Here is a 14,395-nt window from a genome sequence, read left to right as displayed (position 1 = left end):
GCGTCCTGATACCGCGCTGTTCTGACGGAGTTCGGTGCGGACCCGGCCACTGCCCCTTCGGGCAGTGGCTTTTTTGCATCCTTGGCGAGCGACAGGGTGATCGGCATTGCATGCATCGAACAATTCATCCCCGTCAGGTCACGCTGGGCTTCAAGTGATTCCTACGAATTTGTGAAGAGGGCATGTCAGATGGCTCACGTCGTTTCGCTGTTCCGCTATCCAATAAAGGGCTTCGAAGGTGAAAGGCTGGACTGTGTCCCGCTGGAATACGGGAAAGGTTTTCCAGGCGACCGTGCGGTAGCCATTACACGAAGTGGAACGGCGGCTGGCGCCGCCCCGTATCAGCAGCTCACGACTAATCCTGCGCTTGTCCATTTTTTGCCTGGCAAAAGCCTGGGCGCAGCGACGCTCCATGAAAGGCAGCCGGTGCCTCGTGGAGATTTGCTGACAGAGCCAGACCTACTGGCCGAATTTTTTGGTGTGCAAGCACGCGTTGTTCATCGAAACGACTGTCTCGGCCACTGGGATTTTGACGACTCGGCACTTTCCATTATCAATGTGAGGACAGTAGAGGCGCTGTCTACGCTAGCGGGCGTACCGATCGACCCCATGCGTTTTCGAGGCAATATCTATATCGATGCAGAGCCATTTTCGGAATTCGAGTGGCTTGGCAAAGGTGTAGATTTTGGTCAGTCCCGTCTCTCGATAATCCGGCCAATCAAGCGCTGCCGAGCGACGTCGATAAACCCCCAGACGGGCGAATTGGACATCAACATCCCCGCCCAGTTGAACCGACATTTCGGTCACATGTACTGCGGTGTCTATGCACAGGTCGAGCAAGCAGGAACGCTGCAACCTGGCGATAGAATTTCAGGCACGCAGGCGCCTTACGGCGAAAGGCTGGCAATAGCAGCCAAGGTTCCAAGAGCACCTTCTTTGACTACCTGGCCGCGCCCTGCAGAAGTCGTCGAGATTGTTGAGGAAGCACCGGGCATTCGCTCGGTATGGCTGCGAGACCCTCTAGCCGAGCTCGGCTCGCTGGACAGCTTTGTGGCTGGGCAGCATGTCGCAGTTCACCATCTGGCAACAGATGGCACGTGGCGCCGCTATACCGTGTCAGGCATCGAGGATGATCGGCTACGCATCACGGTGAAGCAGGGGAGTGGTGCCGGCTCCCAAGCCATTCATGCATTGGAAACAGGACAGCGCCTGCATCTGACCGGACCTTCTGGCCCAGATTCGTTCAGCCTGGACGCTCCCGCTAATCTCTTTCTTACAGCGGGGATAGGCATAACCCCGACGATCACCAAGCTCACAGCACTTGTGCAAGCACATTACCCGCGTCCTGTGCGAGTCGTGCACACCGTGAAATGCAGCGACGATTTAGCGCTGTGGGGTGAGGTCACTAAGCTGGTAGGGCAGCTAAGCCAAGGTGCTGTCGCCCTGCATGTGACCGAGGGGAACAGTGAAATTGAAGGCGCGATCAACTACAGGCCGGATATATCCGCGTTAGCTACCGACGCTGCCGAGCGTGGCGCTGCCATCCATGTTTGCGGGCCCGAAGGCTTTCAGGGCCAGATAAAGAACAGCGTGGTTCAAGCGGACGCTGTGGATCGGCTGCACATGGACAGCTTCGCGACCCCTGACAGTCCAGTGGACATGCGCAAAATTCCCGAATGTGGGCCATTCCAGGTCACGTTCAGCAGGTCAGGTGTTACTGCATCATGGCAACCCACAGATGGAACCCTCCTTAGCTTCGCAGAAGCCAAGGGGCTGGTATTACCTGCCCATTGTCGTGCTGGCATATGCCACACCTGTGAGTGCGCCGTATTGGACGGGAAAATTATTCCCCTGATTGATGCCGGTAGCGCTAAACCCGGGTATGCGCTCATGTGCGCGTCCGTACCGGGGACTGATATCACCGTTGATTGCTGAATCAGAGATCAAGCACCAGCGAGGTTAACTGTTTTTGATGAGATAATTGATAAACAAACGAAATAATTCCGCATTCCCCGCAATGCCCAAGCGCTGCCAGATATTATGCCGGTGCACTTTCACCGTACCTTCTGAAATCCGAAGCTCGCGAGAGATTGACTGGCTGCTGTGGCCCTGCAGGATAAGTTTGGCCACGAGGCGCTGGGTTTCGGTCAACTGGCCCTGGAGGATATCAACAAAGGCGTCCTCCAACTGGCTGTCCGATTCCTGCGGATCTGCCAAGTCCTGTGAGTGAGCCAGCTTCAGGTGCTGGCTGAATATCGCGTCAACCAGGGGCGTTAGTGCCGCCAGCGACTGTACTTCTCTGGCCTCGAACGCGCCCTTTTCGAGGCCACGCATCAGCGAGTACACCAGTGCAGTACGTGGGCGTATCGGGACAATGAAGCCCATTTCCTCAATCAAGCTACCGTGATGCGTCGAGACGCATGGGTGGATGTCATGAGAGATGGCAAATCCGGAGGCGAAGAAGCTGTCTGGGGCCAACTCGCTCATGCGCCAAAGGCCAGAGGGATGGTTGTTGGTACAGGCGACGTAGAACGGGTCGAGCAGATAGCCGCCGCGCAGGTAGGCTTTCAGGGTACGTTCGGATACCCGCTGATTGTAGCCGTCATGAATGAGCAGCGCGGGCTGGTTGAAGCGAAACAGGTAGGCGCAGCTCATGTCGAAATCAACCACGCCTTTGAGCGCAGTGTCGAGGGCCGGGCCCAGTGCTTCGCTGCCGATGCTGTGAATGACCGCGCCCAGGCGGTTGGCGTCGTCGCTGTTCATTGCGGTTGCCCATGCGGTGTGGAAGAGGGCGCGAATGCCGCCCGGCTGTGCAAGCCCGAACGGCATTGAACGATGCCTGGACTGTCAGTGCAACGGTGCACTGGCGGGCAGCAGCTCGGCCTCCTCTTCCTGACGGCCCAGCTCCAGTGCTTTGGGTACCGCCAGCCAGTAGGCCAACAGCATGCCCAACAGGCCACCGGCGAGTTTGCCAATGATCAGCGGTCCGATCAGCGTGGGCTGGAAGTTGGCCGAATAGGCCAGGTGATCGCCAAAGGTGAAGGCGGCACACACGGCAAAGGCAATCACTAGCACCTTGTCCTTCGGTGGCATGTCGGCCACCAGGCGGAACATCGCCAGGATATTGGCCGAAGCGGCGAGGATGCCAGCTGCCCCCACCGGCGACAGGCCTAGCTTCGAGGCCACCTTCTCGATCGGCCGCGACAGGAAGCGCTTGATCAGGTAGACCATCGGGAACGCACCGCAGAGCATGATGCCCACGTAGCCGGCGATCTCCAGGGCGCGGAACTGGTCGGCCTTGTCGGCGATGATCGGCGCAAAGCCCCAGCCACCGAACAGCGAAGTGAACACACCGGTAAAGTACTCGACGATCGAGGCCACCAGCACCAGGGTCACCGCCGCATACATCAGTTGCCCGAGCTTGAGGAACAGGCTGACCATCAGGTTTGGGAAGTAGCGCAGCGCCGCCGCCAATGCCACACAGAACAGGATCAGCGGCGACAGGTTGCGCAGCAGGGTCGGCAAGGTGAAGTGCAGTGCCTGCGTCGCCACGCCGGCCGTGGCGATGTCCGGACGTACGCCCAGGCCCATGGCCTGCATGCCCATGGCGATGAACACGATGCTGATCGGGATGCTCAGCAGCCCGGCCATGATGCCGAGGGCCATGTACTTGTGGTCGGCCTTGTTGAGCATGGCCAGGCCCACCGGGATGACGAAGATGACCGTCGAGCCGCACTGAAAGCCGGTGATCAGTCCGAGGATCCAGCCCTCGGGGCTGTGCGACAGTGCCTGGGCCAACTGATAACCACCCAGGTCCGAGGCGATGAAGATCGGCCCGGCGATGCCGGCGTCGGCACCCATGGCCAGGAACAGTGGGCCGATGACGTGGCTGATGAAACTGGAAATGAACGGGATGGCGGCCATGATACCGGCCACCGGGATGAAGATCGGGCCGATGCTGTGCAGGCCGGCGGTGAATTCCTTGGCCAGCTCGGATTCTGCGTTGACGATCGAAGCGATCGCGCCGATCACGGCGCACACCATGATCACGTAGATGACGTAAGTGCCTATGTTTTCCATCTGCTGCCTCTGTCTTGTTGGAATTGGCTTGGGGGCAGAATTGAAGGGTGTTGCTGTTCTTGTTGTGGGTAGCCGGCAGCGCGCTGCCGGCCGGGTGTTACATGGCGGTATAGGCGTTGTCGACGAACAGGTGCGAGCCACTGACGAAGCTCGACTCGTCACTGGCCAGGAACAGCGCGGCATTGGCCACTTCGCTCGGGTCGCACAGGCGCCCCTGCATGGTCTTGATCGCCTCGTCGGAAGCGTCCACGCCATAACCGCGCAGCAGGTCGAGCTCGCGGCGGCCATGGGCGGTACCGATGAACCCTGGGCAAATGGCGTTGCTGCGGATGTTCTGGTCGCGGTACTCCACGGCCAGGGCGCGGGCGAACATGTGACAGGCGCCTTTGGTGGTGCAATACAGCACCTCCATCGGCGTGCCGACTACGGCGGAGATCGACGAGGTGCAGATGACGCTGCCACCGCCAGCGGCAAGCATGCCCGGCAATACGGCCTTGGTGACTAAGAACATGCTTTTGACATTGACGCTCATCAGCCGATCCCAGTCGGCTTCGCTGGTTTCCAGGAACGGCGCGGCGGCAATGATCCCCGCGTGGTTCATAAGCACGTTGATTGAGCCGAAATGCGCCTGGCCCTGAGTTACAGCACGGTGCACCTGGTCGGCCTGGGAAACGTCGGCGGCAACGAACAGCGCCTGACCGCCTTCGGCATTAATACGTGCTGCCACGGATTCGCCTTGGCTGGTCGGCAAGTCGAGGATGATTACCTTGGCGCCCTCGGCAGCGAACAGGTCCGACGCTGCCAAGCCACAGCCGCCCGCGCCGCCAGTGATCAACGCCACCTTGCCTTTCAAACGATCCATGCAGAGGTCCCTCGGTTGTTATGGTTGTGGTCCCAAAACTAGAGCCGAGGTTGAGTGCGGTAAATATACCTCAGGGTATATCCAGGTACCGAGCTTGACTTTGCAGCGAGATTTTCACCATTTGCAGCATGCAAACCGACCTAGTCATAGCACCTGTATCGTAAGGCCGCACAGCAGCATATTTTACAAAATTGAATCAAGTAGCAAAAAATAACCCAAAATCGCTATCAAACTGAAATTTGAATGCACTGAAGGCGCTTGTAAAGCAAAAATTAGCAATCCTTCTCAATCCAATCCATCATAAATTGGATCCAATGCTAGAGTAAGCGGTCATCACCCAGATGACCTCGCTCATCGCCCGGCAAAGGAGCCCGCCACCATGATGTTGAAAGATCCCTCCACCAAGTACCGCCATTTCAACGTCGTCGATCTGCCCGATCGCACCTGGCCAAGCAACGTGCAGAAGGCCGCACCGGTGTGGTGCAGCGTCGACATGCGTGACGGCAATCAGGCGCTGATCGAGCCGATGAACGCCGAACGCAAGCGGCGTTTCTTCGACCTGCTGGTCAAGGTCGGCTTCAAGCAGATCGAGGTGGGCTTTCCGGCGGCCTCGCAGACCGACTTCGACTATGTGCGCGAGCTGATCGAAAGCGGCGCTATTCCAGACGATGTCACCATTCAGGTCATGACCCAGGCGCGCACGCATCTGATCGAGCGTACCTTCGAGGCGCTCAAGGGTGTACCGCGGGCCATCGTGCATGTCTACAACGCCACTGCGCCGGTGTTCCGCGAGGTGGTATTCGGCGTGGACCGTGCCGGCTGCATCGATATCGCCACCCAGGCCACGCGCGAGATCAAGGCCCTGATGCAGGCCAATCCGCAAACCCAGTGGACCTACCAGTATTCGCCGGAGACCTTCTGCTTCACCGAGTTGGATTTTGGCCTGGAGATCTGCGATGCAGTGGTGGCCGAGTTCCAGCCAACGCCGGACAACAAGATGATTCTCAACCTGCCTACCACGGTTGAAGTGTCGACGGCCAACGTGTTCGCCGACCAGATCGAGTGGTTCTGCCGACAGGTGAGCAACCGCGACAGCCTGATCATCAGCGTGCACCCGCACAATGACCGCGGTACAGGCGTTTCTACTGCCGAGCAGGCCTGCCTGGCTGGGGCCGAACGGGTCGAGGGCACCTTGTTCGGCAATGGCGAGCGCACCGGCAACGTCGACATCCTGACCTTGGCGATGAACCTCTACACCAGCGGTATCAGCCCGGAACTGGATTTCTCCGACATCATCCATGTGCAGCGTGAAGTCGAGTTCTGTAACCAACTGCCGACCCACCCACGCCATCCGTACGCTGGCGAGTTGGTCTTCACCGCGTTCTCCGGCTCCCATCAGGATGCCATCAAGAAGGGCTTTGCCCACCGCCGCAACAATCCCGATGGCTACTGGCAGATTCCGTATCTGCCCATCGACCCTGCCGACATGGGCCGCAGCTACGAGGCGGTGATCCGGGTCAACAGCCAATCAGGCAAAGGCGGGGTCGCTTATCTGCTGGAGCAGCAAGGCATCGTTCTGCCGCGCCGTTTGCAGATGGAGTTCAGTGGTCTGGTGCAGCAGGTCGCCGATGCGCAAGGTCAGGAAGTGACCAGCGAAATGATTCTTTCCTGTTTCAACGAAAACTACCTGCAACAAGGCAAGCCCTATTCGCTGACCCAGCCAATGCTCACCAGCGACGAAAGCTGCACCTACGTCAACGCGCAGCTGGTTCACCAAGGCGGGCGCCTGCCGTTGAGCGGTCAGGGTAATGGCCCCTTGGCAGGCCTGGTCAACGCGTTCGCTGCCCAGGGTCTGAACTTCGACATCGCCGACTACCATGAACATGCGGTACGCGACGGTGCCCAGGCGGAGGCGATCGCTTACGTGGAGATCCGCATCAACAACCAGTTGCTGTTCGGGGTAGGGCGCGACAGCAGCATTCTGCAGGCCTCCTTGCAGGCACTGGTCAGTGCCGTATGCCGCGCCACGCGCCAGGGCCTGCTCCAGCCATTGGGCAGTGCCGTGGTCACGGCCTGAGGCGACATCGGCATGCAAACGTTAGGAATGGACTATGGACATGGCGAGGTGGTGGCCAGCCATTGCCACGCCGATGATCAGCTGGTGTATGCCGCCCGGGGCGTGATGCGTGTGCGCAGTGACGACGGCAGCTGGGTGATTCCTTGCGGGCATGCACTGTGGGTGCCTGCCGGGGTCAGTCACGAGATCCGCATGGAGGGTGAGGTTTCGATGCGTACCTTGCTGCTCAGTTCGCGGGTCGAGCAATGCCAGGTCATCGTGGTGTCGGGGCTGTTGCGCGAGCTGATCCTGGCGGCTTCGCGCATGCTTGGGCAACGCGACGAGGCATTCGGGGAGCATGTGCGGGCGCTGATCCAGCGCGAGCTGGAAGCTGCGCAGCGCATCAATGCCTACGTACCGCTGCCGCGCCATGCGCGGCTGCGAGCCTGGTGCGAGCGCTTTCTCGATGACCCTGCGCAGGACCTGACGCTGGAACAATGCGGCGAGCAACTGAGCATGAGCTCGCGCAGTGTCGCCAGGTTGTTCCAGCGCGAGGTGGGCATGTCGTACGGCGAATGGCGCGCCCGCGCCCGGATGATGCTCAGCCAACGCTGCCTGGCCGATGGCATGCCGATCATCAACGTCGCCCTGGAGCATGGTTACCAGAGCGCCAGTGCCTTCGCCGCCGTGTTCAAGCGCATCCTTGGCTACACGCCAAGCGACTGGCAGGGCAGCTTGCAGGCCAGCGCTGAGCCGCACCTGCATTGATCCGACGCCAAGGCGGGCTGCCAGCAATGCCAGCCCGCCGCCTGGCAAGTTGTCCCGATCGCGCGCGTGGTTGTCCCGGTCAAGGGAGAAGCGCTGCAGGCGCCCTGGTTACCCTGGCATCACTCTCCCAGACGTGAATCCCTGTGATGCCTGTATCGCGCTCACTCCCATTGCTGGCGGGTCTCGGCCTGTTCGCATTGTTGCCCGCCTGTTCCTTGCATACTCCAGATGCATCGTCAGGGGCGACCCTGCCAGCCGAGGCCCGTGGCGATCTGCCTGAGGGCATCAGCGAGCAGAAGCTGCCTGAGCAGTGGTGGCAGCTGTACCACGATGCGCAGCTCAATCACTGGGTCAAACTGGCGCTGGCGCACAACCAGGACCTGAGCCAAGCCGAAGCCAACGTCAAGGCCATGCTGGCCGGCATCCAGGAGTTCGACGCCCAGCGCTTGCCGTCGACCACCACCCGTTTCGCTGCGATCTATGGCAAGAGCGCCGACGACCAGACCTTGGCCGAGGCCACCGACAGCCACGCACCCTCGCAATGGACCTTCAATCCCGGGGTCGAGCTGGCCTATCAGGTCGACGTCTGGGGCCAGGTACGCAACAGCATCGAGCGCGCCAAAGCGCAGGCGGCGGCCTCGCGCGAGGCGCTGCGTGAGGTGCGCCTGGAGGTGGTGGCGCAAACCAGCCGCGCCTATATCGACCAATGCGTGTACGGCGCTCGCCTGCATGAAGCTGAAGAATCACTGCGCACGCTCAACGAAAGCCTGCGCCTGAGCGAACGCCAGCGTGAAGGTGGCATAGCCACCGAGCTCGATGGCGAACGCCTGCTGAGCTTGCGCGAGCAGGTCAGAGCCGATCTGCCGATGCTCGAAGCGCGCCGGCGCGTGGCGCTGTACGAACTGGCGATGCTCAGCGGGCAGGAACCGGCTGGCTTCAACGTTGCCGCGCAGGCGTGTCGCAGCATCCCGGCGCTCGCTGCACCCTTGCCAGCAGGCGATGCCTGGCATCTGCTGGCGCGCCGCCCGGATGTACGCAAGGCCGAGCAGCAATTACAGGCTGCGGCGCTGCAAGTGAGCATCGCCAAGGCCGATCTGTACCCCAAGGTGAGTTTCGGCGCATCGCTGACCGCCTCTGATCATCACTTGGCCAACCTGGGCGACAGCCGCTCGGTGATGTTTGCCATCGGCCCGCTGATCCAGTGGGAATTTCCCAACATCAAGGCCAATCAGGCGCGGGTGAGCAAGGCCCAGGCGCTGCACGAGGCCGCCATCGCGCGCTATCGGGGCGCGGCCCTGGCAGCGCTCAAGGATGTGCGCCAGGCACTGGCGCGCTTTGATGGCGAGCGCCAACGGCTGCTGGCCTTGCAAGCCGCCTTGGCGCACAGCCAGCGTGGATTCGACCTGGCCTCACTCAACCACCACGCCGGGGCCTTGGATGCTTTGGCGCTGCTCGATGCTCAGCGCGACCTGATCAGCGTGCGCGACCGTCATGTGCAGGCCCAGGGCGACCTGGCGCGTGCGCAGATCAATGTGTTCAGGGCCTTGGGCGGCGGTTGGCAAGCGCCGAGCCCAGCCCAGGGCCTGGCTGGCGAAACTGGAAAACGACCATGAATGTAGCTGTTGAAGAACCGACCCTGGCCACCGAACAACGCGAAGCGCACGCCGCTGCCCGCAAGCGCGCCCGACGGCGATTGCTGACCTTCGCCGGCGCGACGTTGCTGGTGATCGCCATGCTGGGCTTTGGCGGCTACTGGTACAGCACCGGACGCTACCTGCAAACCACTGACGACGCCTACGTACGCGCCGACTGGGTCACCTCCAGCTCGCGCGTGCCGGGGTTCGTCGCCAAGGTCGAGGTCGAAGACGACCAAGCGGTACAGGCCGGGGATGTGCTGGTACGCCTGCAGGACCGCGACTACCAGGCGCGACTGCAGCAAGCCAAGGCCGAAGTCGCCGAGGCCGAAGCCGCGTTGGTGGCCGCCCAGGCGCTGGCGCAGGTGGCTGGTGAGCGCATCACCCAGCAGCAACAGGCGATCGTCCAGGCCGAGTCGCTGCTGCAGAGCGCCAACGCCGAGCGCCGTCGCAGCCAGTTGGACGTGCAGCGTTATCAAGGCCTGGTGCGCGACAGCGCAGCCACCGCACAGCGCCTGGAAACAGCCAATGCCAGTGCCGTGCAAGCCCAGGCCGCCTGGCAGGGCGCGCAGGCGCAGTTGCGCGAACGCCGCTCGCAGCTGGCGATGGCCAACGCGCAGGCAAGCTATGCCCAGGCCCAGGTCGAACAGCGCCAGGCCGCACAGGCCAGCGCGCAAGCACGGTTGCTGCTGGCCCAACAAGACCAACAGGACACGCTGATCCGCGCACCGATCGCCGGGGTCGTCGGTCAGCGTCGGGTGCGCGCTGGCCAGCATGTCGTGGCGGGCCAGCCGCTGCTGGCAGTGGTGCCGCTGCAGCAGACCTATATCGTCGCCAACTACAAGGAAACCCAGCTGGCGCACATGCGCCCGGGGCAGCCGGTGCGCATCAGCGTCGACAGCTTTGCCGACCGTCAGCTGCAGGGCCGGGTAGCGAGTTTCTCGCCCGCATCGGGCAACGTCTTCGCCTTGCTGCCTTCTGACAATGCAACCGGCAACTTCACCAAGATCGTGCAGCGCTTCCCGGTACGTATCCTGCTCGACCAGCCTCTCGAAGGGCAGCCGATCCTGCCGGGCATGTCGGTAGTGACAACGGTCGACACGCGCCCAGCGGAGCCTGCCGATGAGCAGTGAGCAGCCGGTAACGCTGCGCGCCTGGGTAGCAGTGCTGGGCGGCTTGTTCGGCTGCTTCATGGCCGGTATGAATGTCCACGTCACCAGTGCGGCGCTGCCAGAGATCCGCGGCTCGCTGGGCGCCAGCTTCGAGGAGGGCTCGTGGATCTCCACGGCCTATTTGGTCGCCGAAATCGTCATGATTCCGTTGACGGCGTGGCTGGTAGACGTGTTCTCGATGCGCCGGGTGATGTGGACCGGCTCGTTCATCTTCCTGCTGGCATCCATCGCTTGCTCATGGGCTCCCAACCTGCAGACCATGATCACCCTTCGCGTCATCCAAGGGGCTGCTGGCGCGGTGCTGATTCCACTGTCGTTCCAGCTGATCATCACCGAGCTGCCGGCCAGCAAGATGGCCATGGGCATGGCGCTGTTCAGCCTGGCCAACAGTGTGGCCCAGGCGGCCGGGCCCTCGATCGGCGGTTGGCTGACCGACGCCTATTCCTGGCGCTGGATTTTCTACCTGCAGCTGGCGCCTGGAATCGCCTTGCTGGCTGCGATTGCCTGGTCCATCGAGGCCAAGCCGATGAAGCTCGAGCTGCTGCGTCACGGCGATTGGCTCGGCATCGCGGCGATGGTGATCGGCCTGGGTGGGCTGCAGATCGTGCTGGAGGAGGGCGGGCGGCTGGATTGGTTCGGCTCGCGCTTCATCCTGGCCATGACGGTGATCGCAGCGATCGCGCTGGTGGTGTTCATCGCCACCCAGCTGTATGGCAAGCGTGCCTTCATCAATCTGCGCCTGCTGGGGCACTACAACTTCGGCGTGGCCAGCGTGGCCATGTTCATCTTCGGCGCCGCCACGTTCGGCCTGGTGTTCCTGGTGCCCAACTACCTGTCGCAGCTGCAGGGCTTCAGTGCCAGCGATGTTGGCGTGGCGCTGATCGCCTACGGCGTGGTGCAACTGCTGCTGGCGCCGTTGATGCCGCGCCTGATGGGTTGGACCAGCGCCAAGTTCATGGTGGCCAGCGGCTTCTTGATCATGGCGCTGGGGTGCTGGATGGGCGCCAGCCTGAACGCCGATAGCGCCGATAACATCATCATTCCCTCGACCGTGGTCCGCGGCATTGGCCAGCCTTTCATCATGGTGGCGCTGTCGGTGCTGGCGGTGGCCGGACTGGACAAGCGTGAGGCAGGCTCGGCTTCGGCGGTCTTTTCGATGCTGCGCAACCTTGGCGGGGCCATCGGCACCGCTGCCCTGACCCAGGTGGTAGCCAGCCGCGAGCGCTTCCACAGTGAGCGCATCCATGAACAGGTGAACGTCTTTTCGCCAGGCCTTCAGGAGCGGCTCGGGCACACCTTGCAGACCTGGCTGCCGGCGCAGCAACGCTTGCTTGAAGGGCTGGCCGCCACCGTTCGCCGTGAAGCCTACCTGATGGCCTACAGCGATGCCTTCTATATGTCTTGTCTGGCGTTGCTTGGCTGTGCCTTGGCGGCGCTGATATTGCGCACGCAACGCGCCAAATGAACGAACCCTTGATCAGTTGATGAATATTTAAAGGACGAAGCGCAATGGATTGCATATCGAATTTTGACTAAAAAGTCAGCGTAAGTGCGACGTGATATGACGCGGGCAACTTATAATTAAGTTGCCTATTTGTCGTGCCTGTAACTTTGTTCAAACTAACAAATTTAATAATACAAAGTGTTGATTTGTAACTTGTGATGACATAGTTTTTTCGTGGCCTGCAAAAAGGCGCCGGTATAAAAAATAACGCTTGAGTCACGACAGCCCTGTTGAACGAGGTAATCATGCACGACCAGAAAGCCGTTCTAGAAAACATGAAGTCCGAACTCGGAAAACACCCTATCTTTGCCGAGATCGGTTCGTTGCCTGTCTTGCGTACTTTCATGGAAACCCACGTGTTCGCGGTGTGGGATTTCATGTCGCTGACCAAGCGTCTGCAGCAGGAGCTGACCTGCACGGCGCTGCCGTGGTTGCCGCCTGTCGACCCTGCTGCGGCGCACCTGATCAATGAGATCGTCCTGGGCGAGGAATCCGATCAGAACCTCAAGGGCGGCCACTACAGCCACTTCGAACTGTATCTGCACGCCATGCATGAGATCGGCGCCAGCACCCAGCGCGTCGAGCAATTCGTTGCGCTGATGCGCGAAGGCGAGAGCCTGGAGCAGGCCCTGCTGCGTTGCGAGGCTTCGCCTGCGGCTGTGCGCTTTGTCACCAATACCATCGAAACGGCGCTCAATGCCAAGCCCCACGAGGTTGCCGCTGCCTTCCTGCATGGCCGCGAGAGCGTTATTCCACGCATGTTCCAGACCATCCTGGACGACTGGGACATCGGTATCGACCAGGCGCCGACGTTCCGCTACTACCTGCAACGCCATATCGATGTCGACTCCGACGATCACGGCCCTGCGGCCGAGCAGTTGCTCGAGCGGCTGGTCAAAGGCGATGCCCAGCGCCAACAGGAAGTGTACGCCGCTGCCATCGCAGCCGTGCAAAGTCGCCAACTGCTGTGGGACGAACTGCGCGCCGAAATGGCCGAGCAAGCGGTCGAGTGTGTGGCATGAAGTTCGCGGTCATCGAGCAGGATCAAGCCGAGTGGCAAGCAGTGCCCAGCGAGCGTGGCATCACCCTGACAGTGTTCAAGGACACCTTGGATGCTGCCACCCGCACCGGCGTACGCACGCGGCTGGTGCGCTTTGCGCCAGGCGGCGGTACCCGTGAGATCTATACCCATGACTATCACGAAGAAGTGTATTTGATCGAAGGCGATCAAGTTGAGCATGCGGCCCCCGGTCGTCCACTCAAGGCGTACGGTGAAGGCAGTTACTTTTACCGCAACGCGCACACCGAACACGGGCCTTTTCATTCGGAAAACGGCTGCCTGTTGTTCGAGGTTCATTATTACTGAGTGGCGGGGCATACGAAAATGAATGCACACGACTATCAATCGTTCGCTGAGGTTTGGGAGCGTCGCGCCACCATCCGCACGCGTCCGCGGCGAACAGTGGAAGATGATGGGAAGTTGATATACCCCACCAGCCGTCAACCGCTGGTGACCAGCGAAGTGTTTTTGCAACACTGCCCACACCTGACCAACTTCGCGCTGGTGCAGAGCCTGTACAAGTTCATCAATGATGTGGTGATCTTCGAAACGGAAATTGTCGACAAGACGGCGCGTAGTATCGCCAAGGACAACTTCCCGATTCGTTTCCCGTTCGCCTGCCGCTACGACGCCATGACCGTGGTCGTCGATGAGGATTACCACGCGCTGGTGGCGATGGACTACCTGCAGCAGACCATCGAGCTGACCGGTATCCAGCCCATTGCCCTGCCCCAGGAAATCGAGCTCAGTCGCTCGATTCCCAGGGCCATGGAGATGGCGCCGGAGCACCTGAAAGCTGCCGTCGAACTGATCTGCGTGGCGGTTGCGGAAAACACCCTGACCAACGATGTCGCGGCTTTCGCCCGTGACGATACCGTCAAGGAGTCGGTCAAGGGGCTGATGGCCGACCACCTGGCCGACGAGGGACGGCACTCCAGTTTCTGGGCGCGCCTGACGCGCATCTACTGGAGCGCAGCGCCGGCAGCTGACCGCGCGATCATCGCGTCGATCCTGCCAGTGTTCCTCCAGCACTACTTGACCAACGACATCCAGAAGCACTTCGACCTGTTGCTGATCGACAGTCTGGACACACCTGAGCACGTCAAGCTGGCCTTGCGTGAGGAGGTCGAGGCCATGGCCTTCCCCATCACTGCCGGGCATCCGTTGGTGGGCAACATCATGCGCTTCTTCCAGACGAGCACGATGCTCGAAGATCCAGCCGTCCAGGCCTCGCTGGCTACCTATCGGCTCTGACTTCA

At 61.1% G+C, this 14,395-nt stretch carries 12 protein-coding genes; 9 read left to right on the top strand and 3 right to left on the bottom strand.

Features of this window, described 5'->3' with window-relative positions; all coding sequences use genetic code 11:
* Window positions 1-189: 189 nt before the first annotated feature.
* A complete protein-coding gene (locus ACLEJW_RS07300; RefSeq protein WP_440777298.1) occupies window positions 190-1,935 on the top strand; it encodes an MOSC domain-containing protein in 1,746 nt (581 codons plus the stop codon).
* Window positions 1,936-1,959: 24 nt separating this feature from the next.
* Here the strand turns inward: ACLEJW_RS07300 and ACLEJW_RS07295 are convergent, their stop codons facing one another.
* From ACLEJW_RS07295 to ACLEJW_RS07285, 3 genes are all read right to left on the bottom strand, one after another.
* Window positions 1,960-2,763 (bottom strand): helix-turn-helix transcriptional regulator, encoded by an 804-nt coding sequence (locus tag ACLEJW_RS07295; RefSeq protein ID WP_145184988.1) that lies wholly within the window; start codon window positions 2,761-2,763, stop codon window positions 1,960-1,962.
* Window positions 2,764-2,847: 84 nt separating this feature from the next.
* A complete protein-coding gene (gene eutH / locus ACLEJW_RS07290) occupies window positions 2,848-4,080 on the bottom strand; it encodes an ethanolamine utilization protein EutH (protein ID WP_313454802.1) in 1,233 nt (410 codons plus the stop codon).
* 97 nt (window positions 4,081-4,177) lie between these two features.
* Window positions 4,178-4,942 carry an SDR family NAD(P)-dependent oxidoreductase gene (locus tag ACLEJW_RS07285; RefSeq protein WP_145184569.1) on the bottom strand — a complete coding sequence of 255 codons (765 nt, stop codon included), beginning with the start codon at window positions 4,940-4,942 and terminating at the stop codon, window positions 4,178-4,180.
* Window positions 4,943-5,321: 379 nt separating this feature from the next.
* Here ACLEJW_RS07285 and leuA point away from each other — a divergent pair, with 379 nt between their 5' ends.
* The 8 genes from leuA to ACLEJW_RS07245 all read left to right on the top strand — a co-directional run bounded on the left by leuA (window position 5,322) and on the right by ACLEJW_RS07245 (window position 14,390).
* A complete protein-coding gene (leuA, locus tag ACLEJW_RS07280; RefSeq protein WP_145184566.1) occupies window positions 5,322-7,019 on the top strand; it encodes a 2-isopropylmalate synthase in 1,698 nt (565 codons plus the stop codon).
* Between the two features lie 12 nt (window positions 7,020-7,031).
* Complete coding sequence (locus tag ACLEJW_RS07275; protein WP_145184563.1) at window positions 7,032-7,766, top strand: AraC family transcriptional regulator; 735 nt, start codon at window positions 7,032-7,034, stop codon at window positions 7,764-7,766.
* Between the two features lie 146 nt (window positions 7,767-7,912).
* Entirely contained in the window at window positions 7,913-9,379 is a 1,467-nt protein-coding gene (locus ACLEJW_RS07270; protein WP_440777297.1) for an efflux transporter outer membrane subunit, read from the top strand.
* A complete protein-coding gene (locus ACLEJW_RS07265; RefSeq protein WP_440777296.1) occupies window positions 9,376-10,533 on the top strand; it encodes an HlyD family secretion protein in 1,158 nt (385 codons plus the stop codon). The genes ACLEJW_RS07270 and ACLEJW_RS07265 overlap by 4 nt, the downstream gene beginning before the upstream one ends.
* A complete protein-coding gene (locus ACLEJW_RS07260; protein WP_440777295.1) occupies window positions 10,523-12,037 on the top strand; it encodes a DHA2 family efflux MFS transporter permease subunit in 1,515 nt (504 codons plus the stop codon). The genes ACLEJW_RS07265 and ACLEJW_RS07260 overlap by 11 nt, the downstream gene beginning before the upstream one ends.
* Window positions 12,038-12,321: 284 nt before the next feature.
* On the top strand, window positions 12,322-13,098 hold the full coding sequence (locus tag ACLEJW_RS07255) for a DUF3050 domain-containing protein (RefSeq protein WP_145184551.1): 777 nt from the start codon (window positions 12,322-12,324) through the stop codon (window positions 13,096-13,098).
* Window positions 13,095-13,442 carry a cupin domain-containing protein gene (locus tag ACLEJW_RS07250; protein ID WP_313295070.1) on the top strand — a complete coding sequence of 116 codons (348 nt, stop codon included), beginning with the start codon at window positions 13,095-13,097 and terminating at the stop codon, window positions 13,440-13,442. The genes ACLEJW_RS07255 and ACLEJW_RS07250 overlap by 4 nt, the downstream gene beginning before the upstream one ends.
* Window positions 13,443-13,460: 18 nt before the next feature.
* The gene (locus ACLEJW_RS07245) at window positions 13,461-14,390 is read left to right on the top strand and encodes a diiron oxygenase (protein WP_313295072.1); all 930 of its coding nucleotides are present in this window, start codon (window positions 13,461-13,463) and stop codon (window positions 14,388-14,390) included.
* Window positions 14,391-14,395 lie beyond the last annotated feature (5 nt).

It is taken from the genome of Pseudomonas sp. SMSB3 (genome assembly GCF_052041965.1).
Classification (GTDB): Bacteria; Pseudomonadota; Gammaproteobacteria; order Pseudomonadales; family Pseudomonadaceae; genus Aquipseudomonas.
Note: the sequence above shows the minus strand (reverse complement) of the source record. Positions and strands in the feature narration are given on the sequence as shown.

Excerpts from the sequence above, each read along its gene's own strand:
- ACLEJW_RS07300 (WP_440777298.1), top strand. The coding sequence starts at position 190 with ATGGCTCACGTCGTTTCGCTGTTCCGCTATCCAATAAAGGGCTTCGAA.
- ACLEJW_RS07295 (WP_145184988.1), bottom strand. The coding sequence starts at position 2,763 with ATGAACAGCGACGACGCCAACCGCCTGGGCGCGGTCATTCACAGCATC.
- eutH (WP_313454802.1), bottom strand. The coding sequence starts at position 4,080 with ATGGAAAACATAGGCACTTACGTCATCTACGTGATCATGGTGTGCGCC.
- ACLEJW_RS07285 (WP_145184569.1), bottom strand. The coding sequence starts at position 4,942 with ATGGATCGTTTGAAAGGCAAGGTGGCGTTGATCACTGGCGGCGCGGGC.
- leuA (WP_145184566.1), top strand. The coding sequence starts at position 5,322 with ATGATGTTGAAAGATCCCTCCACCAAGTACCGCCATTTCAACGTCGTC.
- ACLEJW_RS07275 (WP_145184563.1), top strand. The coding sequence starts at position 7,032 with ATGCAAACGTTAGGAATGGACTATGGACATGGCGAGGTGGTGGCCAGC.
- ACLEJW_RS07270 (WP_440777297.1), top strand. The coding sequence starts at position 7,913 with ATGCCTGTATCGCGCTCACTCCCATTGCTGGCGGGTCTCGGCCTGTTC.
- ACLEJW_RS07265 (WP_440777296.1), top strand. The coding sequence starts at position 9,376 with ATGAATGTAGCTGTTGAAGAACCGACCCTGGCCACCGAACAACGCGAA.
- ACLEJW_RS07260 (WP_440777295.1), top strand. The coding sequence starts at position 10,523 with ATGAGCAGTGAGCAGCCGGTAACGCTGCGCGCCTGGGTAGCAGTGCTG.
- ACLEJW_RS07255 (WP_145184551.1), top strand. The coding sequence starts at position 12,322 with ATGCACGACCAGAAAGCCGTTCTAGAAAACATGAAGTCCGAACTCGGA.
- ACLEJW_RS07250 (WP_313295070.1), top strand. The coding sequence starts at position 13,095 with ATGAAGTTCGCGGTCATCGAGCAGGATCAAGCCGAGTGGCAAGCAGTG.
- ACLEJW_RS07245 (WP_313295072.1), top strand. The coding sequence starts at position 13,461 with ATGAATGCACACGACTATCAATCGTTCGCTGAGGTTTGGGAGCGTCGC.